The organism is Dickeya sp. CFBP 2040 (genome assembly GCF_012273755.1).
Taxonomy (GTDB): domain Bacteria; phylum Pseudomonadota; class Gammaproteobacteria; order Enterobacterales; family Enterobacteriaceae; genus Dickeya; species Dickeya poaceiphila.
Map to the genome: position 1 here is coordinate 126,401 of NZ_JAAVXH010000113.1, position 26,097 is coordinate 152,497.

At 55.4% G+C, this 26,097-nt stretch carries 23 protein-coding genes; 10 read left to right on the top strand and 13 right to left on the bottom strand.

The window, feature by feature from the left end; all coding sequences use genetic code 11:
• The 6 genes from lptB (at position 1) to npr (ending at position 4,406) form a co-directional block, all read left to right on the top strand.
• On the top strand, positions 1–726 hold the full coding sequence (gene lptB / locus Dpoa2040_RS17410) for an LPS export ABC transporter ATP-binding protein (RefSeq protein WP_042867944.1): 726 nt from the start codon (positions 1–3) through the stop codon (positions 724–726).
• Between the two features lie 45 nt (positions 727–771).
• Positions 772–2,205, top strand: coding sequence for an RNA polymerase factor sigma-54 (rpoN, locus tag Dpoa2040_RS17415; RefSeq protein ID WP_168642047.1), 1,434 nt, complete (start codon positions 772–774; stop codon positions 2,203–2,205).
• Between the two features lie 24 nt (positions 2,206–2,229).
• Positions 2,230–2,517 (top strand): ribosome hibernation promoting factor, encoded by a 288-nt coding sequence (hpf, locus tag Dpoa2040_RS17420; RefSeq protein WP_042867941.1) that lies wholly within the window; start codon positions 2,230–2,232, stop codon positions 2,515–2,517.
• Between the two features lie 87 nt (positions 2,518–2,604).
• Complete coding sequence (gene ptsN, locus Dpoa2040_RS17425) at positions 2,605–3,093, top strand: PTS IIA-like nitrogen regulatory protein PtsN (RefSeq protein ID WP_042867939.1); 489 nt, start codon at positions 2,605–2,607, stop codon at positions 3,091–3,093.
• Positions 3,094–3,282: 189 nt separating this feature from the next.
• Entirely contained in the window at positions 3,283–4,137 is an 855-nt protein-coding gene (gene rapZ / locus Dpoa2040_RS17430; protein WP_042867937.1) for an RNase adapter RapZ, read from the top strand.
• Positions 4,134–4,406 (top strand): PTS phosphocarrier protein NPr, encoded by a 273-nt coding sequence (npr, locus tag Dpoa2040_RS17435; RefSeq protein WP_015848125.1) that lies wholly within the window; start codon positions 4,134–4,136, stop codon positions 4,404–4,406. Before rapZ ends, npr begins: the two co-directional genes overlap by 4 nt.
• Positions 4,407–4,485: 79 nt before the next feature.
• Here npr and pmbA read toward each other — a convergent pair whose 3' ends face one another.
• A complete protein-coding gene (gene pmbA, locus Dpoa2040_RS17440) occupies positions 4,486–5,826 on the bottom strand; it encodes a metalloprotease PmbA (RefSeq protein WP_042867934.1) in 1,341 nt (446 codons plus the stop codon).
• Between the two features lie 190 nt (positions 5,827–6,016).
• Here pmbA and yjgA point away from each other — a divergent pair, with 190 nt between their 5' ends.
• On the top strand, positions 6,017–6,565 hold the full coding sequence (gene yjgA, locus Dpoa2040_RS17445; RefSeq protein ID WP_042867932.1) for a ribosome biogenesis factor YjgA: 549 nt from the start codon (positions 6,017–6,019) through the stop codon (positions 6,563–6,565).
• A 28-nt stretch (positions 6,566–6,593) separates the two neighbouring features.
• On the opposite strand, the gene Dpoa2040_RS17450 is transcribed toward yjgA, so the two are convergent.
• Positions 6,594–7,220: a LysE family translocator gene (locus tag Dpoa2040_RS17450; RefSeq protein WP_168642048.1), complete on the bottom strand. Its 627-nt coding sequence runs from the start codon at positions 7,218–7,220 to the stop codon at positions 6,594–6,596.
• Positions 7,221–7,335: 115 nt separating this feature from the next.
• Here Dpoa2040_RS17450 and Dpoa2040_RS17455 point away from each other — a divergent pair, with 115 nt between their 5' ends.
• Positions 7,336–7,836 carry a DUF1543 domain-containing protein gene (locus Dpoa2040_RS17455; RefSeq protein ID WP_168642049.1) on the top strand — a complete coding sequence of 167 codons (501 nt, stop codon included), beginning with the start codon at positions 7,336–7,338 and terminating at the stop codon, positions 7,834–7,836.
• A gap of 6 nt (positions 7,837–7,842) precedes the next feature.
• Here Dpoa2040_RS17455 and aaeB read toward each other — a convergent pair whose 3' ends face one another.
• Genes aaeB through aaeX form a run of 3 tightly spaced genes read right to left on the bottom strand, consistent with a single transcriptional unit; the run spans position 7,843 to position 10,965 of the window.
• Complete coding sequence (gene aaeB / locus Dpoa2040_RS17460) at positions 7,843–9,792, bottom strand: p-hydroxybenzoic acid efflux pump subunit AaeB (protein WP_168642050.1); 1,950 nt, start codon at positions 9,790–9,792, stop codon at positions 7,843–7,845.
• A gap of 14 nt (positions 9,793–9,806) precedes the next feature.
• A complete protein-coding gene (aaeA, locus tag Dpoa2040_RS17465) occupies positions 9,807–10,730 on the bottom strand; it encodes a p-hydroxybenzoic acid efflux pump subunit AaeA (RefSeq protein ID WP_210424005.1) in 924 nt (307 codons plus the stop codon).
• Between the two features lie 31 nt (positions 10,731–10,761).
• Positions 10,762–10,965 carry a p-hydroxybenzoic acid efflux pump operon protein AaeX gene (gene aaeX, locus Dpoa2040_RS17470; protein WP_016943114.1) on the bottom strand — a complete coding sequence of 68 codons (204 nt, stop codon included), beginning with the start codon at positions 10,963–10,965 and terminating at the stop codon, positions 10,762–10,764.
• Positions 10,966–11,298: 333 nt separating this feature from the next.
• On the opposite strand from aaeX, the gene aaeR reads away from it, so the two are divergent.
• On the top strand, positions 11,299–12,243 hold the full coding sequence (aaeR, locus tag Dpoa2040_RS17475) for an HTH-type transcriptional activator AaeR (protein ID WP_042867920.1): 945 nt from the start codon (positions 11,299–11,301) through the stop codon (positions 12,241–12,243).
• A 45-nt stretch (positions 12,244–12,288) separates the two neighbouring features.
• Here the strand turns inward: aaeR and tldD are convergent, their stop codons facing one another.
• The 8 genes from tldD to csrD form a co-directional block, all read right to left on the bottom strand.
• Entirely contained in the window at positions 12,289–13,734 is a 1,446-nt protein-coding gene (tldD, locus tag Dpoa2040_RS17480) for a metalloprotease TldD (protein ID WP_168642051.1), read from the bottom strand.
• A 46-nt stretch (positions 13,735–13,780) separates the two neighbouring features.
• Positions 13,781–17,623 carry an AsmA2 domain-containing protein YhdP gene (yhdP, locus tag Dpoa2040_RS17485; protein ID WP_168642080.1) on the bottom strand — a complete coding sequence of 1,281 codons (3,843 nt, stop codon included), beginning with the start codon at positions 17,621–17,623 and terminating at the stop codon, positions 13,781–13,783.
• Positions 17,624–17,730: 107 nt separating this feature from the next.
• A complete protein-coding gene (gene rng / locus Dpoa2040_RS17490) occupies positions 17,731–19,200 on the bottom strand; it encodes a ribonuclease G (protein WP_168642052.1) in 1,470 nt (489 codons plus the stop codon).
• Positions 19,190–19,783 carry a nucleoside triphosphate pyrophosphatase gene (locus Dpoa2040_RS17495; RefSeq protein ID WP_168642053.1) on the bottom strand — a complete coding sequence of 198 codons (594 nt, stop codon included), beginning with the start codon at positions 19,781–19,783 and terminating at the stop codon, positions 19,190–19,192. The genes rng and Dpoa2040_RS17495 overlap by 11 nt, the downstream gene beginning before the upstream one ends.
• Before the next feature lie 24 nt (positions 19,784–19,807).
• Positions 19,808–20,296 carry a rod shape-determining protein MreD gene (gene mreD, locus Dpoa2040_RS17500; RefSeq protein ID WP_168642054.1) on the bottom strand — a complete coding sequence of 163 codons (489 nt, stop codon included), beginning with the start codon at positions 20,294–20,296 and terminating at the stop codon, positions 19,808–19,810.
• A complete protein-coding gene (mreC, locus tag Dpoa2040_RS17505) occupies positions 20,293–21,429 on the bottom strand; it encodes a rod shape-determining protein MreC (protein WP_168642055.1) in 1,137 nt (378 codons plus the stop codon). The genes mreD and mreC overlap by 4 nt, the downstream gene beginning before the upstream one ends.
• Before the next feature lie 103 nt (positions 21,430–21,532).
• Positions 21,533–22,576: a rod shape-determining protein MreB gene (gene mreB / locus Dpoa2040_RS17510; RefSeq protein ID WP_012883014.1), complete on the bottom strand. Its 1,044-nt coding sequence runs from the start codon at positions 22,574–22,576 to the stop codon at positions 21,533–21,535.
• A 314-nt stretch (positions 22,577–22,890) separates the two neighbouring features.
• Positions 22,891–24,837, bottom strand: a complete 1,947-nt coding sequence (gene csrD, locus Dpoa2040_RS17515; protein WP_168642056.1) for an RNase E specificity factor CsrD — start codon at positions 24,835–24,837, stop codon at positions 22,891–22,893.
• 152 nt (positions 24,838–24,989) lie between these two features.
• Here csrD and Dpoa2040_RS17520 point away from each other — a divergent pair, with 152 nt between their 5' ends.
• Positions 24,990–25,976, top strand: coding sequence for an MDR family oxidoreductase (locus tag Dpoa2040_RS17520; RefSeq protein WP_168642057.1), 987 nt, complete (start codon positions 24,990–24,992; stop codon positions 25,974–25,976).
• The last annotated feature ends 121 nt before the right edge of the window (positions 25,977–26,097 follow it).

Sequence of the window (26,097 nt, forward strand, 5' to 3'; positions counted from 1 at the left end):
ATGGCAACACTAATCGCCGAAAATCTGGCCAAGGCGTATAAAGGCCGCAAAGTGGTGGAAAACGTCAGCCTGAATGTACATTCAGGCGAAATCGTTGGACTGCTCGGACCTAATGGGGCCGGGAAAACCACCACCTTCTACATGGTTGTCGGTATCGTTCCGCGCGACGAAGGCCGCATCGTGATCGATGATGAAGACATCAGCCTGCTGCCGTTGCATGATCGCGCCCGTCGCGGTATTGGCTACCTGCCGCAGGAAGCCTCGATTTTCCGGCGACTAAGCGTTTACGACAACCTGATGGCGGTGCTGGAGATCAGAACAGATCTGACCCGCGAGCAGCAGCAGGATCGCGCCAACGAACTGATGGAAGAGTTTCATATTGTTCACCTGCGAGATAGTCTGGGACAATCGCTGTCCGGTGGTGAACGCCGCCGGGTGGAAATAGCCCGTGCGCTGGCCGCCAATCCCAAGTTCATCCTGCTGGACGAACCGTTTGCAGGGGTAGACCCGATTTCGGTTATCGATATTAAGAAAATCATTGAACATCTGCGCGATAGCGGGTTGGGCGTGTTGATTACCGACCATAACGTCCGTGAAACGCTTGATGTCTGTGAGCGCGCCTATATCGTGAGTCAAGGACAGCTTATTGCCCACGGCTCCCCGATGGATATACTGGCGAATGAGCAGGTAAAACGAGTCTATCTGGGCGAAGGCTTCCGACTCTGACGTCATGTTTTAGGTTGATAATTCAAAAGGAAGTTAACGCGCGTTATGAAGCAAGGTTTGCAACTCAGGCTCAGCCAGCAACTGGCTATGACACCGCAGTTACAGCAGGCTATCCGCCTGCTGCAGTTGTCCACGCTTGAACTACAGCAGGAGATCCAACTGGCGTTGGAAAGCAACCCGTTGCTGGAGCAGGCCGATATTCATGACGAAGTGGAAACCCAGGAAAACAGCGACAGCGAAACGCTGGACACCCGCGAGGCGCTGGAACAAAAAGAGATGCCCGACGAGTTGCCGCTCGACGCCGCCTGGGATGAAATCTACACCGCTGGCACCCCGTCCGGCACCAGCACTGACTACCGTGACGAAGAATTGCCGGTTTATCAGGGCGAAACCACACAAACACTTCAGGATTACCTGATGTGGCAGGTGGAACTGACGCCGTTTTCCGATACCGACTCGGCTATCGCCACATCGATTGTGGACGCAGTGGACAATACCGGTTACCTGACCGTGTCGCTGGACGATATTCGAGACAGCATCGGCAATGACGAGGTGACGCTGGAAGAAGTGGAAGCAGTGCTAAAGCGCGTACAGCGTTTTGACCCTGTCGGCGTGGCTGCCCGCGATTTGCGCGAATGCCTGCTGGTACAACTCTCGCAGTTCGATAGCACCACGCCTCGTTTAACAGAGGCTAAACTTATCGTCAGCGACTACCTCGATCTGCTCGCTAACCATGATTTTCGCACCCTAATCCGTACCAGTCGTCTCAAAGAAGAGGTGCTGAAAGAAGCGCTGGCGCTGATCCAATCGCTGGACCCACGCCCTGGGCAGTCTATCAATACCGGCGAATCCGAGTATGTGATTCCAGATGTGCTGGTGCGCAAGATTCAGGGTCATTGGGCGGTGGAGCTTAATACCGACAGCGTGCCACGACTGCAAATCAATCAGCAATATGCCGCTCTCGGCAGTACGGCGCGTAACGACAGCGACGGGCAGTTCATCCGCAGCCATCTGCAGGAAGCCCGCTGGCTTATCAAGAGCCTGGAAAGCCGTAACGAGACGCTGCTGAAAGTGACCCGTTGCATTGTGGAACAGCAGCAGGCGTTTTTTGAGCACGGCGAAGAATTTATGAAACCTATGGTGCTGGCGGATATCGCTCAGGCTGTAGATATGCACGAGTCCACTATTTCCCGCGTGACGACCCAGAAATTTCTGCACAGTCCGCGCGGTATTTTTGAGCTGAAGTATTTCTTTTCCAGCCACGTCAACACTGACAACGGCGGCGAGGCCTCATCCACCGCCATCCGTGCGCTGGTGAGAAAACTCATTGCAGCGGAAAATCCCGCTAAACCGCTGAGCGACAGCAAGCTGACCTCACTGCTTTCCGACCAGGGAATCATTGTAGCTCGCCGCACTGTCGCCAAGTATCGAGAGTCTTTATCTATCCCGCCGTCAAACCAGCGTAAACAGCTGGTGTGACCCCTACATGAGAAGGAAGACGATATGCAGCTTAACATTACCGGACACCACGTCGAAATTACGGATGCTTTGCGCGAATTCGTAACCTCAAAATTCGCCAAACTTGAGCAATACTTTGATCGTATCAATCAGGTGTACGTGGTACTCAAAGTGGAAAAGATCCTGCACATTGCGGATGCCACTATCCACGTCAATGGCGGTGAGCTGCATGCCACATCGGAAGCGAACGATATGTATGCCGCCATCGATTTGTTGATCGACAAACTGGCACGACAGTTAAACAAACATAAGGATAAACTGAAACAGCACTGATTTTGCGTTTCAGGTGCAGGGACAGCAACCAGCCTGCCCATGGCAGGCTGGTAACCGAAGGCAACAGTGTCGTTAAGTGAACGTATCATGAACAACGAGCCCGTTATGCAACTTAGCGCTGTCCTCCGTAAGGAGTGCACGCGTAGCGCCGTCCACTGCCAGAGCAAAAAGCGCGCACTGGAAATCATCAGTGAACTGGCCGCGAGACAGCTCAACCTGCCTCCTCAGATGGTATTTGAAGCCATTCTGACCCGTGAGCGCATGGGCAGTACCGGTATCGGCAACGGCATTGCCATTCCTCACGGCAAGCTGGAGGACGACAATACGCTCGGTGCAGTCGGCGTCTTTATCCAGTTGGAGCAGCCGATAGCGTTTGACGCCATCGACAACCAGCCGGTCGATCTGCTTTTTGCCTTGCTGGTTCCCACTGAACAATGTAAAACCCATTTACATACGCTATCGCTTGTTGCCAAACGGCTGGCGGATAAAACCGTGTGCAAGCGCCTGCGTGCGGCCCAAAGCGATGAAGAACTGTATCAAATCATGACGGAAGCGGATCTGCACGACCAGCCCTGACGGCTGGCAAAACGTGGTTAAGACGCTATCCACCACACGCATGACAACCATTCGTGTGATAACAAGACGTGTAAAACAACACGCGCGATAACAGGTAACAGCCAGACAAATGCTGACCTGATTGGGAAAACAACGTTAGCTAAGTGCGGCGGAGGACATCACCATCCCGCTGCACAGGGGAGTCGTCAGATGGTGCTGATGATTGTCAGTGGTCGTTCAGGTTCGGGGAAATCCGTAGCCTTACGTGCGCTGGAAGACATGGGTTTCTACTGTGTAGACAACCTGCCGGTGGTGCTGTTGCCTGAGCTGGCGCAGACGCTGGCGGAACGCAACATTTCTGCAGCGATCAGCATTGACGTGCGCAACCTGCCGGAAACGCCGGAAGTGCTGGAACATGCCTTGACCCGGCTGCCCCAGAGCTTTTCGCCCCAACTGCTGTTTTTAGATGCCGATCGCAATACATTGATTCGGCGCTACAGCGACACCCGCCGCCTGCATCCGCTCTCCAGCAAAAATCTGTCGCTGGAAAGCGCTATCGATGAAGAAAACGATCTACTGGAGCCGCTGCGTTCCCGCGCCGATCTGATCATCGATACCTCGGAAATGTCGGTGCACGAACTGGCGGAAATGCTGCGTACCCGTTTACTGGGCAAACGCGAACGCGAACTGACCATGGTGTTCGAATCATTCGGTTATAAACACGGCATCCCGATTGATGCAGACTACGTATTTGACGTGCGTTTCCTGCCTAACCCGCATTGGGACCCCAAACTGCGCCCGATGACCGGCCTGGATAAACCGGTAGCAGCGTTTCTTGACCGGCACACCGAAGTCCACAATTTTATTTATCAAACTCGCAGCTACCTGGAACTGTGGCTGCCGATGCTGGAAACCAACAATCGCAGCTATCTTACCGTCGCCATCGGTTGTACCGGCGGTAAACACCGCTCCGTCTACATCGCCGAGCAACTGGCAGACTACTTTCGCTCCCGTGGCAAAAACGTGCAATCGCGCCACCGTACGTTGGAAAAACGCAAATCATGACCGTCAGGCAAACTGTTGAAGTGAAAAACCGCTTAGGAATGCACGCGCGCCCCGCCATGAAACTGTTCGAACTGGTGCAAAGTTTTGATGCCGAAGTGTTACTGCGCAACGAAAGCGGCACCGAAGCCGATGCCAGCAGCGTGATAGCCATGCTGATGCTGGATTCGGCCAAAGGCCGCCACATCGAAGTGGAAGTCACCGGCCCGGATGAAGAACAGGCGTTAGCAGCAGTCATTCAGTTGTTTGAAGCGGGGTTTGACGAAGATTAAGCTGTCGCTTCCCCGCTGATGCTACGCGCCAGACGGCTGCGCTGACCTTCAGGGCAGCCGCTGTCGGAAAAACGGAGCGTTATACCCCGGCAATCTTCATCGACGGCAACAACACCGAACCGCACTGGATGTTGCTACGGGTTTCGATATCATCGCCGATGGTCACCATGTTGCGCAGCATATCCTTCAGGTTGCCGGCGATGGTGATTTCGCTCACCGGATACTGGATCTCGCCGTTTTCTACCCAGAAACCGGAAGCACCGCGGGAATAATCTCCGGTTACCGCGCTGACCCCTTGCCCCATCAGGCTGGTCACCAGCAGGCCGGTACCCATTTCCTTCAACATGCCGTTAAAATCCAGCCCGCGCCCGGCAATGCGCCAGTTATGAATGCCACCCGCGTGACCCGTGCTCTTCATGCCAAGCTTACGGCCAGCGTAGGTGGTCAACAGCCAGGTTTGCAGCACGCCGTCTTTGACGATATCGCGCTGCGCGGTGCGCACGCCTTCGCTGTCGAACGGGGTAGATGCCAGCCCTTTACGCAAATGCGGTAATTCCTGAACGGTCAGCCATTCCGGCAAAATCTGCTTGCCGAGACTATCCAGTAAGAAGGTGGATTTCCGGTAGACGCTACCGCCGCTGATAGCACCGACCAGATGGCCGAACAGCCCGGTCGCCACCTCAGCGGCAAACATCACCGGCGCTTCCATAGTAGCCAGTTTACGCGGCGACAAGCGCGCCAACGTACGGCGGGCACACTCTTCACCAACCCATGACGACGACTGCAAATCGTCCAGCGCACGACCGATGGTATAAGCATAATCGCGTTCCATCTCGCCGTTGTGTTCGGCAATTACGCTGACCGACATGGAATGACGGCTGGAACAATAGCTCTGCAGCATACCGTGACTGTTGCCGAACACCTTGATGCCATAGTGGCTATTAAAACTGCCGCCTTCGGTGTTAGTGATGCGTTTATCGGCTTTCAACGCCGCCTGTTCAGCCGCCGCGGCCAGTTCGATGCCGCGATCAGCGTCCAGCTCTGCCGGGTGGAACAAGTCCAGATCCGGCGCGTCAAACGCCAGCAGATCCTTATCCGCCGGGCCAGCACACGGGTCAACCGAGGTATAACGGGCAATATCCAGCGCTGCCTGCACCGTACGGGCAATCGCATCCGGACTCATATCCGTGGATGACGCACTGCCTTTGCGCTGCTGATAGTAAACGGTGATGCCAAGCGCACCGTCACTGTTGAATTCGACGTTTTCAACTTCACCATACCGGGAGCTGACGCTGATCCCGGTTGTTTTCGTAACGGCAACTTCCGCCGCATCAGAACCGGCACGGGCCAGTTCCAGCGCCTGCGATACCGCCTGTTCCAGCGCTTTGCGCTGTGCTGCAACCTGAGTGATTATTGTCATCGATTTGCCATAATGAGTAAGAAAACATTCAGATAATCCATGATGCAACGAATGCCATCCGCCTGCTATTCGTTACCTTACCTCAGCTTTACAATGAGGTAGCCTGTCATTGAGTCTAACAGGATCGGCGGACAATTTCGCACAAAGCCCATAACCTGATAGGATCAGCCTCTTTTATTGGGGAGCTACCATGAACAAACATCCCGAAGACTGGCAGGACGAGATTCCTGATGCCAGCCAGGACGATGAAGACGAAGAGATAATCTGGGTCAGCAAAAGCGAGATAAAACGCGATGCTGAAGCCCTGAAAGCGCTGGGCGCCGAGCTGGTTGAGCTAGGCAAGAACGCGCTGGAGCGCATTCCGCTCGATGACGATCTGCGCGCCGCGATTGAACTGGCGCAACGCATCACCAGAGAAGGCCGTCGCCGCCAGTTGCAGTTGATCGGCAAAATGCTGCGCGCCCGCGACCCGGAACCGATTCAGACCGCACTGGACAAACTGCGTAACCGCCACAACCAGCAAGTGTCGCTGTTCCACAAACTGGAGCAGCTACGTGACCGGCTGATCGCCGAAGGCGACGGCGCTATTCCGGACATTCTTGCGCTTTACCCACAGGCCGACCGTCAGCAACTGCGCTCGCTGGTTCGCAACGCCCAAAAAGAGAAAGCGGCCAACAAAGCGCCCAAATCAGCCCGGCTGATTTTCCAGTATCTGCGCGAACTGGCGGAAGCCGAATAATTCAGGCAGGCACCTTGCGGTGCCTGTTTTATTTGGTTGAAGCCACCAACGCGGAGCCAGCAAAAATAAACAGGGTACCGGTCGCGCGATTAAACAACCGCAAGCGGCGTGGATGGGCAAACAGCGCCGAGACTCGATTCCCCATACAGGCGTAAGTAAACATAATGCTGCAATCCAGCATTCCCCAGGTCAGCGCCAGCAGTGCAAACTGCATCGCCTGCGGCGCGCTGGTATCGATGAAATTGGGAAACAGTGCAGCAAAAAACAGAATGTCTTTGGGATTGCTGACGCCTACCATGAAACCACGTCGATACAGCCCCAACGCGCCCGGTGCCGATTCCTCTACGTCTGACGACGGCGTCAGAGTGTTTTCTCGCGTACGCCAGGCCGAAATACCGAGCCAAATCAGGTAGAGCGCACCTACGACTTTAAGCACCAAAAACGCCGTGGCCGATGCCGCCAGCACTGCACCCAGCCCCAGTGCGGACGCCGTCATCAACAGCAGCGAACCGGTCGCGCCGCCAAGTATGGTCGCCAGCGCACGTCGTTGCCCATAACGCAAGCCGTGCGTCATACTGAGCAAGGCTGACGGCCCCGGCACAGCAATCAACACGGTGATCACGCCGAGGTAAACCAGCCAAAGATGCAGTGTCATTATTCTATCTTCCGTTAGTATTAATTTATTTTACAACCGGTTAAGGCAACCACTTCGCTACGCAATCAGCCATGCAGCGAAATGACCGGCCACAACCAGCAAGGACCGTTCCCGCATGACAACGCTATTTATGTATTACGTGGGCGGGCGCGCTCAGGGTGCCAATATCGAATTGCATGACATCCAGTTCGCGGCGGTGGAACACCCGCAGGACGGCTTTCCCTTCCTGAAAGCCAACTGGTTCGGCGATAAAAGCCAGATCCATGTCGATAGCTACACCCCGTGTCATTGGGCGGACGGTTATGATATCACGCTTAGCCGTCAACCGTTTCAGGGTCGGGAAAAACTCTGGTTTATTAATATGGGTGGCTATCTGCCGTACAACCCAGCGGAAATACATCAGTTCGGGCTGTTCGTCGCAACAACGGCGGAACAAGCGAAACAGCGCGCCAAAGCGGAGCTGTTGACCGAGGTGCTTCAACAGCACAAGGATGACCTGCGCGATGTAGACGACTGCCTGCCGCTCACGCTGCTGGACCGCTGGTACATCCACCTCACCGCCAACCCCACCGGGCATGTCTCGCCGCCGCAATGGCAGGGCTATCACCCGCTATGATCAGGATTAGTCGCCCAACGCGTGTTTATGTCGATGCAGCAACACCGTCAGGCGACCGACCGCATCAATCGCGCTATCCGATACCTGATGATCGCGCAACAGGTGCTGGTATTCATCCATCTGCGTCAACAGCCGGGAGAAATGGTGGCTGCGGTCACGGGTAGCGGCAATCACCTGTTCCGCCGTTGCTCGCATCTGGCGATGAAACGCGGACAAGCTGGCGTTAACCGGCAGTTCCAGCGTGCGCAGACGCTGATGCATCATGATCAGCGACAGCGCCAGCCGATATTTGGCGATGTCGTCCGGAAACAGATTCAGCAATAAAAACAGATGCTGATACAACGCCGGCAGATGATTCTCCCGCCGACGCGCAGAACGCGTGGATAAAGCGGACACCGCACCATATACAAATCGGTTAAGCAACGTGCGACCGGTATGAAGCCGGGAGTTGTCTTTTATCAGCAACACAACCAACAGCGCCAGAACACAGCCGATGATTTGGCCAAGCGCATTATCCAGAAACGACGATAAATTGAACGACATCGGATTTGATAACCCCAGTATGTTAAGGGTGCTGACCAACGCACCCATGGTACCGATGCGTCGTTTCTGCAATTCAATGCCCAGCACAAACGCCATAATGCCAATGCTCAGGCACATCAATAGCGCACTCTGCTGTGTGGCGGGCAAAACCAGCATATACATCAAGGCGCCCAACGGTAATGCCAAAATCGCGCCAATCAGAAAGTCCTTCACCGCCATCACCGGATTAGGCATCCGGGCAACCAATGCAGTAACCACGGCGATCATCAACATACACACGCTGCCGGATGTCCACCCGGACATCAACCAGAACAAGCACCCCAACACGGTTGTCACACCGGTTCGCAATCCATTAATCATCGCATAATGCGTTTGCGCAGATTTCGGCTTGGCAAATACCTCGGCAGCCAACAGCCGCTGCTCCTTCCTGCCAATCCGCGCATTGGTTTTTATCCCGCTAGCTAGCAACTGATAGCGCGCGCACGCTGACAGCCAGCTCACCAATGCAGGAGGCAGGCTTCCACTGTGCGTGGCCGCCAGATGTCGCAGTTGTCGCAGCCGCCCACGCAGCTCAGCTGGCGTTGAAACGGGATTACCCAGCAGCATGACGATCCCGCCGTGTAACACGGTATCCCCTTCGCACAGAAGCAGCCAGATTTCGCAGCTCTGCGTAATCAGAGTCCAGGATTCAGATAACAGCGCGTTTAATCGATGCGGGCTCCCTTTCCAGCGGGAAGACTCCATCGCCAAAATACTGCCCATATCATTCAGCGCTTTGGTTTTTCTGATTAAGCTATGCCAGTCTGCATCCAGCTCATCGCCGCTAATGCCGTTGGCGCAACGCTGCAAGAATTGGTATTGCGCCAGCAATAACTCATCCACCGTGCGATCAAGGGCCGGTTTGACCGAGCGCGGGGCAAACAGCAAATCCGCCAAAATAGTGCAGACAATACCCAGCACAATTTCACTACAGCGCTCGACGGCCAACTGCGGTAATTGCTGCGGCATCCCTTGGCTGGCCAACAAAATGATCAGCGTGGTATAGCCAGACAGCGCAAAAATGTAGGAGTTCTCCATTTTCACCAGCGATGACATCCAGACGCAAAAGCCCGCCCAGACACAGCACAGCAACAGCATCACCACGGGCGCCCGAATAGTCGAAATGATGATCACCAACGCGCCGAAACAGCCGATAAACGTGCCGATAATTCGCAGGATACCGCGGTGCCGAATCGCTCCGGAAAACGGTTCCCCTCCGGCCACAAATGCGGGGGCGGAAATCACTAGCGCCGCGGTCATCGCCGCGGTACGGGGGGAGCCCATCTGAAAATAAAACCCAAGCATTAGCGACATCACTACCGCCAGACTGATTTTTAAAGCAAAACGCAGCCGCGCCAGAGAGGAATTATGCATGATACCCTTCCCGCTTAACCAAACTCACTCAGACGGTGCAGCAGTTGTAATAACGGCGACATCGGTCTGGTATTGCGGGTCTGTTCACCGGTCACCACCACCGTGGCGGTTGTCCCAGCCGGATACAGGTCGCCCCATTGTTGCTCAAGGCGAATTTTCACCGGCACCCGCTGTGCCAGCCGCACCCATTCAAGATTAGAATCTACCGTCGCCAGCCCTTTGGTATCGGCGGCGCTGCTACTGTTGGTTACCGCCGCGGCGATACTATCCACCGAGCCGAACAAAATCTGATTGCTGCCCAGCGGGGTGATTTCTACACGATAACCGGGGCGTACGCCCGACAGCTTGGTTTCTTCCATGTAGGCCAGCAGGTAGAACGAATCCTTTTTCACCAGCGCGACTACCGTGGCACCACGGGTAATGTATTCACCGGAATGCACATGCAGGTTGGTTATCCAGCCATCAGCCGGCGCTCGCACCACCGTATGCGCCAGATCAAGTTTTGCCAGTTCCAGCTCCGCCTGCGCCTTTGCCAGTTGATGCAGTGTGGTTTGCAGCGCATTACCGGACTGTTCAATCTCCTCCCGTGACATCGCCTGTACACCAAGACGCTGGCGGCGAGACGACTCCCGTTTTTTCTCATCGGCCAACGCCTGATAGTAGTCCACATCCGCTTGCGCCTGATCCAACGCCTGCTGGTAACGCGGCTGGTCAATCACGAACAGTACATCGCCTTGTTTCACCGGCTGGTTATCCTGTACTTTCACATCAGTCAGCAGGCCGCTGACATCAGAGGCTATCGCCACCACATCAGCGCTGAAACGGGCATCGCGCGTCCAGGGGGATTCAGTATAAAACGACCACACGCGCACTAACGCCACCGCCGCCAGCAACACCAGTAATAATGTTATGGCCAGGCGGCTGAATTTTTTGATCATCACTTTCACAACAGATGCTTTCACAACAACCTCAAAGACCGAAACGAAATAACAGATAGAACAGGCAGACAAACAACGCGGTATTAAACAGAGCCGGATGCCAGACCAGGTCGTAAATACCGGTGGGATGCAGCAAGCGAATGCAGACAAAAAATAGTGCCAGCGTCACCAGCAGTACAAAAAATACCGGCGGGAACGACAGGCCAAACAGCACCATAACCGGGAGTGAATTCATCCTCTTTTCCTTATTTTCCCCATCACGCCGCCTGTCGCTGGCACCAGCAGCCGTGTGTATCGGGTTCGGGGAGAACCCAATACCCATTCCTGCCAACATGGCTGCTGGCAGGAGAAAGACACAGCGTTAACTGAATAATCACAATGGCGGGTTCTGATTCAATGCATATCGCTTACGATATTAAATCAGCACTTTTAATCTATTGGAGCAACCACGGCAGGAAGAACAGGCAATCCGCTCCACTCTTCATGGTTAAACGCGTTATATTATGGGACGTTATTATTATGTTATCTACCTAGTGTGATCTAAATCACTTTTAAGCCAGGCTTAACAATGGAACGATTAAAGAGTATGTCGGTTTTTGCCAGAGTGGTGGAATTCGGTTCGTTCACCGCCGCTGCGCGTCAGCTGGCAATGAGCGTATCCGCCGTCAGCCAGACGGTGACCCGGCTGGAAGATGAACTACAGGTAAAATTGCTCAACCGCAGCACGCGTAGCATCGGGCTAACGGAAGCTGGCCGGATTTATTACCACGGTTGTCGCCGCATGTTGCACGAAGCCCAGGAAGTGCATGAGCAACTTTATGCGTTCAACAACACCCCTATCGGCACGCTACGCATCGGCAGTTCCTCCACCATGGCGCAAAACGTACTGGCTAACATGACCACCGACATGCTGAAGGAATACCCAGGGTTATCGGTCAATCTGGTATGCGGCATTCCAGCGCCAGACCTGATTGCCGACGGGCTGGACATTGTTATTCGGGTCGGTGCGTTGCAGGATTCCAGCCTGTACAGCACCCGCCTCGGTTCTATGCCGATGGTGGTGTGCGCCGCCAAAAGCTACCTTGCACAGCATAGCACGCCGGAAAAACCGGCTGACGTGAGCAACGCGTCCTGGCTGGAGTACAGCGTCCGCCCGGACAGCGAATTCGAGCTGATCGCCCCGGAAGGCATCACCACCCGGCTGACGCCGCAAGGGCGCTTCGTCACCAACGACCCGGTTACGCTGATTCGCTGGCTGAAAAACGGCGCTGGCATCGCCTACATGCCGCTAATGTGGGTGTTTGAAGAGATAAAACGCGGCGAAATAGAGATCCTGTTCTCGCGTTACCACTCGGACCCGCGCCCGGTATATGCACTCTACACCCGCCGCGACAATCTGCCGTTGAAAGTCCAGGTGTGCATCAACTACCTGACCGAATACTTCAACAAGGTGGCGCTGATTTATCAGGGATACCGGCAGGAACATCCGCAGAGCGAGCAACCACAGAAATAAATCAGGCCGCACAAGCGGCCTGATTTAACGATGACAGCGAACGGTTTAGGCGGTACCGCCCACGGTAATACTGTCCAGCTTCAGCGTCGGTTGACCGACGCCGACCGGCAGGCTTTGCCCTTCCTTGCCGCACACCCCGACGCCTCTGTCCAGCGCCAGATCATTGCCGACCATCGAAATCTGCTGCATGGCCTCAATACCAGAACCAATCAGCGTCGCGCCTTTCACTGGTTTGGTAACGCGCCCGTTCTCGATCAAATACGCCTCGGAAGTGGAGAACACGAACTTACCGGAGGTAATATCCACCTGACCGCCGCCAAAGTTCGGTGCGTACAAGCCATACTCCACGCTGGCAATAATCTCTTCGGGAGTGGATTTGCCCGCCAGCATGTAGGTGTTGGTCATGCGCGGCATCGGCAGGTGAGCATAAGATTCGCGGCGGCCATTACCAGTCGGCGCAACGCCCATCAGACGGGCATTCAGTTTATCCTGCATGTAGCCTTTAAGAACGCCGTTCTCGATCAACACGTTGTACTGACCGGGCACGCCTTCGTCATCCATCGCCAGCGAACCACGGCGATCTTCCAGCGTGCCGTCATCTACCACCGTGCACAACTCAGACGCCACCAGCTTGCCGACCTGGCCGCTGAACACCGAGGTGCCGCGGCGGTTGAAGTCGCCTTCCAGACCATGACCGACCGCTTCGTGCAGCAGCACGCCCGGCCACCCTGCCCCCAGCACCACCGGCATCGACCCGGCGGGTGCCGCGACCGCAGACAAATTCACCAGCGCCATGCGTACCGCCTCTTTGGCCCAGGCTTCCGCCCGCACTTCGCCATCCGCCTGCTGCCAGAAATAGTCATAGCCGGTACGCGCGCCGCCCCCGCTGGAACCACGCTCACGGCGGCCATTTTCTTCCACCAGCACACTGACGGATAACCGCACCAGTGGACGCACATCTGCCGCCAGCGTACCGTCAGTGGCGGCCACCAGCACCAGCTCATACACACCGGTCAGGCTGGCAGTCACTTCCTGCACGCGGACATCCGCCGCACGGGCGGTGGCATCAACCCGTTGCAACAGCGCGATCTTTTCTTCACGGGTCAGGCTATCCAACGGATTCGCCTGCGGGTACAGGCTGCGATGCGGCACTTCACCCAGCGTTCTGACCGCACCGTTACCTTGCTCACGCACAATGCTGCGCGCCGCCTGCGCACTTTGCTGCAACGCATTGAGCGTAATCTGGTCGGCGTAGGCAAAACCGGTCTTTTCACCGTTGATGGCGCGGATACCCACGCCCTGATCGATATGATAAGAACCGTCCTTGATGATGCGGTCTTCCAGCACCCACGACTCGTGGTAGCTTGATTGAAAATACAGGTCGGCATAGTCGATACGCCGTTCACTCAACGTGCCCAAAATGGACTGTAAATCCTGATGGCTCAGTTTATTAGCCGTGAGTAATTGCTCACTGACAAATGTCAGACTCATAGAATGTCACTCTTATTGTCAATGTCATCAGATAACCACACTGCCGTTACTGGCCCGCCGCTGCCGCGGCGTTGGCTTTTTGCGGCTCACGTACGACTTCCTGAATCCTGGGTTGATCCACACTACCGGAAATGTGGTAACGAATCAGGGAAATTTTACTCCACAACGGTGCCAGCACCTTGCTGGCGGCAAACACCGCCGCGCCGATCACCGGGTTGACCGCAAAAGCAGTCGCCACACCGACGGTGGCGGAAATCTCCGGCGCCACCACCGCCTCCATCGACAACTCACGTTTCACCAGATCGACATCACCCTTCATAGCGATATCCGCCTCCAGGCCGTCTACCAGCAAATTATCGGTGTGCAGCACGCCATCTTTTATCCATGCCGTGCTGCGAACCGAATCAAAGTAAAAGCCTTTGCCGAAAGTGTCGCTGAAATCAAACTGTAGCTTACGTAGCAACGCATCGAAACTCACCAGACGCAATAATTGCCCGGCCTGGCCAGTACCGACGTTAACAATCTCGCCCTTGCCGATATCGGTTTTCAGAATGCCGCTCAGGCTTGGAATATGCGGTGCCCATGGCGAACCGCGCCAGTACAGGTCATAGTCTATCTTAAACGCCCCGGCACGCAGCGGCGTTGCCAGACCCAGCCAGTCGGCGTTATCGCTCAGGCTATTGCCGGACAGCCGCCCTTTGATGGCCGTACGGGTGCCTTCGCCGCTTTCCTGCCAGCTGCCGTCCAGCGTCAGCTTCGCTTTGCCGTTATCGGCCAACCCGTTGGTCAGCACCAGCTTGTCAGGCTCTGGTTGCAGCGTACCTTTCACCTGACCGATGTTTTGTCCCAGCAACCAGCATTCGCGGCAGTCAAACTGCAACGCCGGCCAGTCTTCAAAGCGAATACTGGGATCGTTGAGCGGCGATTTTTTCTCTGCCAGCGCGATCGGATTGGTCGCATCATCTCCCTGCCACTGCGGGTTGTAATACAAATAACGCACATCGCTGCGCCACGGCCCGGCGGTAGGAATCAACAATCGACCGTCGATCTCCCTGCCGGTGGCGGTAATTTCGCTGCCGCCGCTTTGGGTACGACTGGTAAACATCAGATCATGCCATTGCTGACCCAGTATCTTCAGTTCCGGCGTTGTCAGCGTCACCCGTTCCGGCCATTGGAAACGACTGGCACCAGCCTGCGCCGACACGGCGCTACGAACGCCGGGCAACAACGCCAGCCAACGCTCGCCATCCAGCGGCGGCAACGCCAACGTCAGCGAGGAATCATCCGGCAGCGACGGGGGGTTCGCCCCTTCCTGCCAGGCGGCCCGCGTCAGCACAACGTTGTTGTCTTTGAGCAACCACTGGCTATTGAAAGACTGTTTTTTCCCCAACGTACCGGTTATAGAGAAGCCACAGAGGTCCCCTTTGGCGCTGGCCTGAAGCACCAGTGCCGTTCCCCCCGCTTTATTCAGCGGAGAAGGTAAGTGACTGCTTACTTCTTTCAGGTCCCCCTGAACCGTGACGTCATAGCTGGGTGAGCCACGAGGCGGCAACGTTACCTGTACCACACTCTGCCAGGCCGTGTTGCCATTTAACGCTGCGGCTACCGGTTTGGGCACCCCCGGCAGGCGGGACACGGCCCAGTTTCCCTGCAATCCGACATTAACCAGAAACGCGTTTGCGTTCGTCTGCTCCTGAGTCGAAAAGCTGAAGGTGACTGGCTGTTCAAGCCAGCGTGCCTGCATCATCTTGCTGGCAAGGTTGCCGTTATCGTAGTGGAACTGCCCACTGACTGACTGGAGCGACACATCCAGCGGTTTGATAAACACGTGGTTATTGTTAAGCGATACATCGCCGCTGGCTTTCACCAGACTACCATTGAGCGGAATATCGAGATGCAGATCGCCCCGTACCTCTCCACCAATCTGGATCTGCGTTAACGCACTGCCCAACGAATTTTTCAGCGGCGTCTGCTCGAAGTAATCACTCACTTCTTTACCGCTGCCGCTGATATCGCCATCGATCAGCAGCTTCTCTTTGCTATAGTCAGGGATGACAGCATGGATGTTGCGCCCGTCGGCATCGCCCAGCTTTATCTGCGGTGCCTGCATCCACAAGCCGTTGTTAAGGAAATTCAGTGTGATATTCAGGTTATCCAGCGCAGGCCAGCCGGGCTGGAACTCAAAACGTGATTTTTCCAGCGGCACCCAGACCTGGAACTGCCCTTCCTGATGCTCAAACGGGAATTGCGCCGGATTACCGGCAAACACCAGCGTAGCATTGTCCACCTGCCCCGACTTGATGGCGCCGGTCAGGTAATCCACCAGTTTTTTGCCCATGAAGGGTTCGGGATAGTAACGCCAGGCATCGGCAGCATCACCGAGCCGAATTCCGGCCAAAATATCCAGCCTTGGCTCCCCTTGAGCGGGATGACGATAGCGGAACTCGCCATTGGCCCACAACGAATGAGAGCGAACATCCAACCCTTGCCCCCACAGTTCCCAACCCTGAGGGTCATTACGCCAGTCCAGCGTAGCGTCCGCCTGCCGGATATCCAGCGGCGCACGAAACATGTCCTGATACGGCAACGTGCTCTGCGCCAGATTCACCCGCGTCCGTCCACGCGCCAGACTACCGTTCGCCTCGCCGGACACATGATTCGCGCCCGGCAGCCGTTGCCAGTTTTTCCAGCCGACATCCTGCCAGCTCACCTGAAAGCGGGTATGTTCCGGCTGCTGTAAGGGGATATCCAACGCCAGCGTGGTCAATTGCCCTTCCGGCTGCAATGCCTGCCAGCGGGTTTTCAGCTCCGGTGTGGCAGAGCTTAACAGTGGCAACATCGGCCCCAGCCGTTCCAGCGCCAGATGGCTACTGCGGATGCGTAACTCAGCCGAACGATCCGGCCCCAGCAGTTGGCTGTCCGCTGGTAGCCATAGAGCAGACACTTGTCCTTTCGGCCAGTTGACGCCATCGGTAGACACATTCAACGACGGCAGATCCAACTGCCAGCCATTCTGGTAGCGGCTGGCGTGCAACGTCATGCTGTTGACCCCCAGTCGGTGCAGCGTGGTGCCGTCACGCCAACTGGCATCCCCTTGACTGAGCAGCAGATCGCCGCCGTAGATATCGCCTTCCCGCACCTGCAACCAGGCGGCAAGGCTGAACCTGGCGCTCTCCAGTCCGGTATTGTTGCGAATCCACTGGCCCAGCCACGGCTTCATGTCGATGTTGTCGGCCTGCAAATACACCACGCCGTTATTCAGCCAGCCCTGCTCATCACGCAAATCCATGCGCAACTGCACCACCCCGTGCTGATCATTGAAGCTCGACAGGCTAATCTGCCCTTCCGCCCGGTGCCGGTTTCTACCGTTCAGCCAGGTCAACTGGGGAATTTGCAACTCAGCCCGGCTACCAGCCGGGGTCAGAAAGCGAATACGGCTATTACGCAGATCAAAGTGATCGAACTGACGCAGGAACAGCGAGCCGAGTTGATCCGGCTCCCAGGCGCGTGTGTGTTGTTGATCGGGAGTGATCGGTTTTTTGATGTCTACTTGCAGGTGATAAAACGTAAGATCGCGGAATTTCCACTTCAAATGCAGCAGCGACTGCCAGACATCCAGCGCCACCGAAATACGTTCTGATTGCCACTCCGCGTCCGGATGATGAACGCGCAGATTGGTGATATCCAGCGTAGGGCCAAACGTTTCCCAACTGCCGTTGAGGCTCTCCACCTCGATTGGCAAGCCAGTGACGGACTGCGCCCAGGCCACGATTTGTGGCCGGAAAGTATCCAGCGTTGGCAGCACCATTCTCAAACCGCTGACCAGCAGCGCGGCCAGCACAATCAGAGCGGCACACGTCGCTGCTGCTATTCCGGGCAATCGCTTTATGCCGGGCAGTCGCCTCACTCCTGTCTCCTCGTTGTTCGTCACCGGCGACGAGCGAAAACCTTAACAGATAGCCCGTCAGCCGAGAGCCAGCGACGGGCGGCATGATCTTACATCATGACCACATCAAACTGTTCCTGGCTGTACAGGGGTTCGATCTGAACCTTAACCTGCTTGCCGACGAAAATCTCCACTTCCGCCAACGCATGTGACTCGTCGCTTTTCAGCGCATCGCCCACCGCAGGGGAGGCGTAAACCAGGAAACGATCAGAGTCATAGGCATAGTGTACACGCACGATCTCACGCATGATTTCGTAACACACGGTTTCCACGGTTTTGACTGAGCCACGGCCATGACAGGCTGGACACTCGCTGCACAGCACATGTTCTATGCTCTCACGGGTGCGCTTACGCGTCATTTCCACCAGCCCAAGCTGAGAGAAGCCGCTGATGCCGGTTTTGACCCGATCCTTGCTCAAGGCTTGCTCCAGCGAATGCAGCACGCGACGTCGATGATCCTCATTCGCCATGTCGATAAAATCGATGATGATGATCCCACCCAGATTGCGCAGCCGGAGCTGCCGGGCAATGGCCTGTGTCGCTTCGATATTGGTATTAAAAATGGTTTCGTCCAGATTGCGGTGGCCGACAAACGCACCGGTGTTGATGTCGATGGTCGTCATCGCTTCTGTCTGGTCGATAATCAGGTAGCCGCCGGATTTCAGTTCTACCTTGCGATCCAAGGCCCGCTGAATCTCATTTTCCACGTCATACAGGTCGAAAATCGGCTGTTTACCGCTGTAATGCTCCAGTTTGCTGGTCATTTCCGGGATGTATTCGGCGGTAAATTCCAGCAAGGAGTCGTAAGTCAGCTTCGAATCAACACGAATACGGTCCAACGACGCGCCAGCAAAATCCCGTAAAATACGGTGCGCCAGCGCCAGTTCGCCATACAGCTTGCATTTGGTCTGGTTGCGCTTTTTGCGCTCCATCACCTTGGTCCACAAACGTTTGAGGAAAGCGGCATCCTGCGCCAGCTCCTCTTCGCCCACGCCTTCGGCAGCAGTACGGATGATAAAACCGCCCTGCTCGTCGCAATAATCGGCCACCGTCTTTTTCAGTCGTTCACGCTCGACTTCGCTTTCAATACGCTGAGATACCCCAACGTGCGATGCACCCGGCATAAATACCAGATAACGCGACGGCAAGGTGATATCGGTAGTCAGTCGTGCGCCCTTGGTGCCAAGCGGGTCTTTTACCACCTGGACCATCAGGTCCTGCCCCTGACGCACCAGCTCGGCGATGTCGCGCACATGAAAGTTTTTCTGCTCGTCACCAGCCACGCACTCTGTGTGCGGCATGATATCGGAAGCGTGCAAAAACGCCGCTTTATCCAGCCCGATATCGACAAATGCTGCCTGCATCCCCGGCAGCACACGGCTGACCCGACCTTTATAGATATTGCCTACAATTCCACGCCGAGCCTCACGCTCAATATGGATTTCCTGCAAAATACCGCCGTCAATATAGGCGACACGCGTCTCTGAAGGGGTAATATTTACCAGCAATTCAGCGGTCATGGGTTCCTCGTTCTTTACGCCGCGCAGAAAAATATTTCAACAATTCAAACGTTTCTACCAATGGCAACCCTACCACGGCGTGATAGCTCCCGAAAATCGATTTAACGAAACATCCGCCTTTTCCCTGAATGCCATAGGCACCGGCTTTATCCATCGGTTCGCCGCTGGCGATATAACGTGTAATTTCGTCATCGGAAAGCGCCCGGAACTGCACCTCGGTAATCACCCGCGCCGACACGTTTTCACAACGGTCCGCCAGCGTCAGCGCGGTCATTACCTGGTGACGCTGGCCGGATAAGGCACGCAGGATGCGAGCCGCATCCTCTGCATCGCAGGGTTTCTCCAACACCTGACCATTGAGCACCACAATGGTATCAGCGCCCAGCACCGGCAAATCCATCGGTGCCGCCGCCACACCGGCAGCAGCCTTATCACACGCCAGACGGCTGACATAATGCTCCGGCGTTTCATCAGGCTGGCGCTGTTCAGCAACATCGATCTTCAAAATATCGAACGACAATTCCAGCAAGGTCAGCAATTCACGGCGACGAGGCGATGCAGACGCCAGATACAAGTCGATCATCAGGTTTCTCTTATCATCTTCTGGTTATTGAACGGCAAACTGGCGACGAATCTTACGCATCAGCAGGAACAGCCACGGCCACAGCACACCGTCGACAACACTATTCCAGAAAATTTCGGGTCGTAAAGAGACATTGATCACCAGGAATTCGGCCCAGAACACCAGTAAATCCAGCAACAGCGATAGCAACATGACCATCAGTGCCTGCTGCCACAACGCCATGTTACGGAATAACTGGAATTTGAATGCCACCAGATAGGCGATAATGCTAAGCCCCAGCGCTCGCACCCCCAGCGTGGAACCGAGGATCAAGTCTGTTATCATTCCCAGTACGAATCCGGTGCCGACATTGACCCGGTGCGGCAACGCCATCACCCAATAAATCAGGATGAGCGCCAGCCAGGAAGGACGATACATGTAAAGCTCATCGGGCCAGGGCATGATCTGCAACACCATTGCCACCAGAAACGAGAGCCAGATAATCCAGTGTCCGTGTCGGCGATAGCTATTCATCGGCTACCTCCCGACGCACCGGGCACGGGCACCGCTCCCTGTTGCGGCGGTGTCGCCTGATTAGCGTCAGGCGCCGGGGTATTTCGGGACGAGGCCGCATGTGCCGGTTTCGCTTTTTTCGTGTTCGGCTTCGTACTGGTTTTGGCTGGCGGCGCAGGCGGACCGACAAAATCAGACGCTGACGTATTGGCCGACGGCGGTGCGGGCGGACCCATTTCCTCCGGCGACGGCACCACGTGGGGCATCATCTGCATCAGACGCTCATTTGCCACCCGGTGGACTTCGTCCTGCGGCAACGCCATGCGGGAATTACTGTCCACACCCCACATCAGCAACAGGTAACGTAAACGCTGCAATTCAGCAGTAGGATGTGCCTGAATCACCGTATAAGCACGCTGGGTGTCTACTTTTACGGACGACACCACGGCGACCGGATATCCTTCCGGAAAACGACCGCCCAGACCGGATGTGACCAGTACATCGCCCACCCGGATATCGGTATTATTGGGCAGGTGTTCCAGTTGTAAATCTTCGGTGCAACCGTTGCCGGCAGCGATAACACGGATGTCATTACGCAGCACCTGAATCGGCAGCGCATGGGACGCATCGCAAATCAACAGTACACGACTGGTAAATTGCCCCACCGCGACAACCTGACCGACCACACCTTTATCGCTGATGACCGGTTGCCCTTCATACACGCCATTGACGTTGCCTTTGTCGATCACCACTTGATCGCTGTAGGGATCGGAACCGGAGGACAGCACCTGCGTGACCATCTTCTGCTCTTCCTGACGCAACGGTGAACCCAACAGTTCGCGCAGGCGGGCATTCTCCTGACGAAATTGCCCCAGTAGCAACAGATCGCTGTTTTTCAACAACAATTCCTGACGCAGAGCGGTGTTTTCCCGATCCAGTTGCTCACGAGAGGCCAGATTGGCAGACAGATTATCCAGCATGGTACGCGGGCCGTTTGCCAGAAAATAAAATGGGCTAACAGCGGTATCCATGTACGTTCTGATTTTGACAAACGCACCGAGCCGACTGTCAGCAAAGATAATGACAATGGCGGTAATAACAGTAAGAAAAAGGCGTAGTTGCAGGGAGGGGCCCCGGCTAAAAATCGGCTTCATAAAATTGCGTATTCCTCGACAATAAAAAGGGGGCTACCACGCGGGATGAATACAATAGATTTTCATCCATGCGGTCAGTCCCCCCTTCTTTGTTCTGGCCGGATTATTCTTCGCTGAACAAATCGCCGCCATGCATGTCGATCATTTCCAACGCTTTACCGCCACCACGAGCTACACAGGTCAGTGGATCTTCCGCGACCACCACCGGAATACCGGTTTCTTCCATCAGCAGGCGGTCGAGGTTGCGCAACAGTGCACCACCACCGGTCAGCACCATGCCGCGCTCAGAAATATCGGACGCCAGTTCCGGCGGACACTGCTCCAGCGCGACCATCACCGCGCTGACAATACCGGTCAGCGGTTCCTGCAATGCTTCAAGAATCTCATTGGAATTGAGGTTGAAACCACGTGGTACGCCTTCAGCCAGATTACGACCGCGCACTTCGATTTCACGCACTTCGTCGCCCGGATAGGCAGAACCTATTTCATGTTTGATGCGCTCAGCAGTCGCTTCGCCGATCAATGAACCGTAGTTGCGGCGCACATAGTTAATGATAGCTTCATCAAAACGGTCACCGCCAATACGTACTGATGAGGAGTACACCACGCCGTTCAGCGAGATCACCGCCACTTCAGTCGTACCACCACCGATATCCACCACCATGGAACCCGTCGCTTCAGACACCGGCAGACCAGCACCGATTGCAGCGGCCATCGGCTCTTCAATCAGGAACACTTCACGCGCACCGGCACCCTGAGCGGATTCACGAATAGCGCGGCGCTCAACCTGAGTAGCGCCCACCGGCACGCACACCAGCACACGCGGACTCGGACGCATGAAACTGTTGCTATGCACTTGTTTGATAAAGTGCTGCAGCATTTTCTCAGTAACGAAAAAGTCGGCGATCACACCATCCTTCATCGGACGAATAGCGGCAATATTGCCCGGCGTACGACCCAACATCTGTTTGGCTTCATGACCAACAGCGGCCACGCTTTTCGGAGAACCGGCACGATCCTGGCGAATAGCCACCACGGAAGGCTCATTCAGTACAATGCCTTGTCCTTTTACGTAAATCAGGGTATTGGCGGTACCCAGGTCGATGGACAAGTCGTTGGAAAACATGCCACGAAATTTCTTAAACATAACTAAAGGATAATCCTGCAAGCTGGGGGCGGAAATGAAATCCGCTTACTGTACCAACCACACGCAGCAGCGACAAGGCGCTAACCGGTTCTGCTACGGTGAAAAAATGATGTTTGCGCAAATTGCCATAATCATGAATGCCTGCAGAACAGCGTTTCTTCTGGCAGTAACGGGGATTGTCGCAAGCAGATCCCGAAAATTGCGCGAACAACCGACATAAAATTTAACATTTTCGTGCGTGCCGCCGCGTTCAGCAAACCGGCCAGCTACGCCATGGCGCCGCTATTCTACGCTAGTTTGTTCAGATTTTTACATCAAACATACGTGCGCGGTGAATATTTTTTCAGCGTGTTACCTACCGGCTCTGAAGCAGCGAACAGATCGCCCTGACCGCCGCAAACCCCTTTATCCAGCAACGTCTGCCACTCCTCGCGCGTACGCACGCCCGAAGCGAAGACATGGGCATTCGTCCCCTTGCAGGCTTCGGTGAGACTGCTGACAAACAGTTGATTCTCTGGGCGCTTATTCAGACTACGCACCAATCCGGGATGCAATTTGATGACTTCCACCTGCAGCGACTTGATATAGGTGGTGCTGACCAGCGTCAGCCCGGCATGTGTCACCGCCAGTCGACAGCCCAGGCCGGTAATCATCTTCAATATCGGTCGCAAACGGCCAATATATTGACACACATCTGCCTCAGCAAGTTCAAACAATAATCGCTCTCGCTGTTTTTTGGGGCACTGAATCAGGGTTTCACGTAACCAGCGCAGGAATGGCCGTTGCAGCAGCGAATCCACCGTTATCGGGAAAGCCAGCACCGAATCCTGCCAACTGACGGTCAGAGCAATCACCCGATTGATCAGTTGCCTGTCATAACCGGAGGTCAAGCCAAGCTGACGCACCAACGGCATGTACTCCGCTTCCAGCAACTCCTGAGTGCCATCATAAATGCGGCTAAACATTTCCCGATGGTGCAACTCCCCGTCGCGGGTAATGGCCGGTTTCTGATACAGACGCGGCCCACCACGTAGCAGGGTATGTTCCAGTAAAGTACGCCATCTTACGCTGCCACGGCCTTTTTCCGGTACGCGTTGGTCATACACACACCAGCTGTTTCCCCCCTGCAATACGGCATTGCGGGTAGCATCCTCCACGCATTCCATCACCTGATCAGTCGTTTGCCCGCTGCGATAGGCACAAATGCCGATATGCAGAATATCCTCCCGATCAATCAGCGGCGTAACCGGCAGAATGTCTATCGCCTTCGCTAGTTGGCTGGCGATGCTGTCTGCCTCTTTCAGGGTACGATGCGGCAACAGCACCGTAAAATCGCTGTGGTAATAACGTGCCAGCAGTGCGGAAGGATAACGCAGGACAAACGTGGACAGCAGGTTGATCAGGGTATTGCGGTACTCTTCAAGCACACCGCCATAGCCGTGCGTCTCCTGTAGCGTGTCAAAATCAGGCAGGCGGATCATCATCACCACGCCATGCGTACCAACGTCTTCAGGATCTTCCAGTTGCGTAGCAAGCTGATTCTCAAAAAATAATCGATTATTCAGGCCAGTTTGCGCATCCTGCGCCGCAAAGGAACGAATCAGGGTATCCACCCGACTACGCGCCTCACGTGCCTCGGCCAGATCAAGCAGTAACTGGTCCAGCGCACCACTGGCCGCTGCTGGCCATTCATGCACAGAACCATGCATCACCGAGTCGCGCTCTCCCGCCAGAATGCGCCGCGCACGTCTATCAAGCTGTTCCTGTCCGGCCATCTGACGCCGTAGCCAGCGCACACCATGAAAAACGGCTAGCGCTATCGCCAGTATCACCAACACAATAGACAACGTAGCTTTGAGATAACGCGGTATACCGAATAGCGGATCGACATAGGTTACTTTCACCTTCACGTCTGTATGCTGCAACAAAGAGAGGCTGGTGTGATGATAGAACAGCGCCCGCTCTTCACCGTCAGGCAACATCTCCGGCAGACGAACTAAATAGATTCGTTCACGACCATCGCGGATCTCCAGTTCTACAATGCCAGCCGCCTTCATCACTGCCGGCAGCCAGAACTGGATAGTCGCGGGCGATTGAACCAGCAATGCCTGATCAATACTTGCCGCCACCGCCCTCAGTTGGTGCTCCATTCGTTGCTGGCTATAACACACAAAACTGAAAATGCTGCCGACCAACATCAGCACCACCGCTAATGCCGCTAGCATCGTCATTACTATTGATATTCTGGCAGTCAACCCCATCCCTGCGCTTAACTCCTTATCAAAGAATTGAAAAGTGCTTTCATGAGATACTTTGTGCGTTGTTTGCGATTTATCAGTTCGCATACTACCCGTTACAAATATAGTCCTTAAATGAGCTACCTCTATTTTTGTCCCCAATGAGGAGGATTTTTATGCGCGCTTTAGTGCTCGGACAACAAAATGGCCAGACTGTGGCCGACATCAGCAGCATCGAACCGTCACAATTACCCGATGGCGATATCATCGTCGATATCGACTGGTCCGGCATCAACTATAAAGATGCACTGGCGATCACAGGCAAAGGAAAGATCATTCGTCAGTTTCCGATGGTGCCGGGTATCGATTTTGCTGGAACCGTGTGCCATAGCGACCATCCTGATTTTCAGGCCGGGCAGCCTGTGGTGCTAACCGGGTGGGGCGTAGGCGAAAACCACTGGGGAGGTCTGGCGGAACAGGCACGAGTCCGTGCTGAATGGCTGGTGCCGCTTGCGCAGGGTCTGACGCCACGTCAGGCGATGATCATCGGCACCGCCGGATTGACCGCCATGTTGTGCGTCATGGCGCTGGAAGAAGGCGGAGTGACTCCGGAAAGCGGAGAAGTCGTAGTCAGCGGTGCCAGCGGCGGCGTCGGCAGCACAGCCATCGCACTGTTGCACGCGCTGGGTTATCAGGTGACGGCAATCAGTGGCCGGGCAGACAACAGCGCCTATCTGCAACAACTTGGCGCCTATCAGGTAGTGGATCGCGCAGAATTCGCCGCCGCCGGTCGCCCACTGGAAAAACAGCGCTGGGCAGGCGCCATCGACACGGTGGGCGATCAGGTACTGGCAACGCTACTGGCTCAAATGCATTACGGCGCAACCGTCGCCGCATGTGGCCTGGCGGGTGGCGTATCGCTTCCCACCTCGGTGATGCCATTCATTCTGCGCAACGTACGTCTGCAAGGCGTCGATTCGGTGATGACGCCGCGCGCACGGCGTCAGGAAGCCTGGCGTCGTCTGGCGACGCTGCTGCCTGCTTCCTTCTACGAGCAGGTTACGCAGGAAATTACGCTGGAGCAGGTTCCGGCCACCGCCGCCGCACTGCTGGAAAACCGGGTTACCGGTCGAACGCTGGTACGCATCAGCGCCGCAAACTGATTTGTGTTTCTGGACGGGCCGATAACGGCTCGTCTTATTCATTTTTTGTAAAAACCGGTAAAAATAGACCACCCGGTAAAAAAGAACGTTCCCCGGCATATTATTTCACCGCATACTGGCG

Coding starts and splice junctions, on each gene's coding strand:
- ptsN (WP_042867939.1), top strand. CDS start 2,605: ATGAACAACGAGCCCGTTATGCAACTTAGCGCTGTCCTCCGTAAGGAG.
- Dpoa2040_RS17450 (WP_168642048.1), bottom strand. CDS start 7,220: ATGACACTGCATCTTTGGCTGGTTTACCTCGGCGTGATCACCGTGTTG.
- tldD (WP_168642051.1), bottom strand. CDS start 13,734: ATGAGTCTGACATTTGTCAGTGAGCAATTACTCACGGCTAATAAACTG.
- Dpoa2040_RS17455 (WP_168642049.1), top strand. CDS start 7,336: ATGACAACGCTATTTATGTATTACGTGGGCGGGCGCGCTCAGGGTGCC.
- rapZ (WP_042867937.1), top strand. CDS start 3,283: ATGGTGCTGATGATTGTCAGTGGTCGTTCAGGTTCGGGGAAATCCGTA.
- pmbA (WP_042867934.1), bottom strand. CDS start 5,826: ATGACAATAATCACTCAGGTTGCAGCACAGCGCAAAGCGCTGGAACAG.
- rpoN (WP_168642047.1), top strand. CDS start 772: ATGAAGCAAGGTTTGCAACTCAGGCTCAGCCAGCAACTGGCTATGACA.
- aaeA (WP_210424005.1), bottom strand. CDS start 10,730: ATGATCAAAAAATTCAGCCGCCTGGCCATAACATTATTACTGGTGTTG.
- mreC (WP_168642055.1), bottom strand. CDS start 21,429: ATGAAGCCGATTTTTAGCCGGGGCCCCTCCCTGCAACTACGCCTTTTT.
- mreB (WP_012883014.1), bottom strand. CDS start 22,576: ATGTTTAAGAAATTTCGTGGCATGTTTTCCAACGACTTGTCCATCGAC.
- npr (WP_015848125.1), top strand. CDS start 4,134: ATGACCGTCAGGCAAACTGTTGAAGTGAAAAACCGCTTAGGAATGCAC.
- Dpoa2040_RS17495 (WP_168642053.1), bottom strand. CDS start 19,783: ATGATCGACTTGTATCTGGCGTCTGCATCGCCTCGTCGCCGTGAATTG.
- rng (WP_168642052.1), bottom strand. CDS start 19,200: ATGACCGCTGAATTGCTGGTAAATATTACCCCTTCAGAGACGCGTGTC.
- lptB (WP_042867944.1), top strand. CDS start 1: ATGGCAACACTAATCGCCGAAAATCTGGCCAAGGCGTATAAAGGCCGC.
- Dpoa2040_RS17520 (WP_168642057.1), top strand. CDS start 24,990: ATGCGCGCTTTAGTGCTCGGACAACAAAATGGCCAGACTGTGGCCGAC.
- yjgA (WP_042867932.1), top strand. CDS start 6,017: ATGAACAAACATCCCGAAGACTGGCAGGACGAGATTCCTGATGCCAGC.
- hpf (WP_042867941.1), top strand. CDS start 2,230: ATGCAGCTTAACATTACCGGACACCACGTCGAAATTACGGATGCTTTG.
- aaeX (WP_016943114.1), bottom strand. CDS start 10,965: ATGAATTCACTCCCGGTTATGGTGCTGTTTGGCCTGTCGTTCCCGCCG.
- mreD (WP_168642054.1), bottom strand. CDS start 20,296: ATGAATAGCTATCGCCGACACGGACACTGGATTATCTGGCTCTCGTTT.
- csrD (WP_168642056.1), bottom strand. CDS start 24,837: ATGGGGTTGACTGCCAGAATATCAATAGTAATGACGATGCTAGCGGCA.
- aaeR (WP_042867920.1), top strand. CDS start 11,299: ATGGAACGATTAAAGAGTATGTCGGTTTTTGCCAGAGTGGTGGAATTC.
- aaeB (WP_168642050.1), bottom strand. CDS start 9,792: ATGCATAATTCCTCTCTGGCGCGGCTGCGTTTTGCTTTAAAAATCAGT.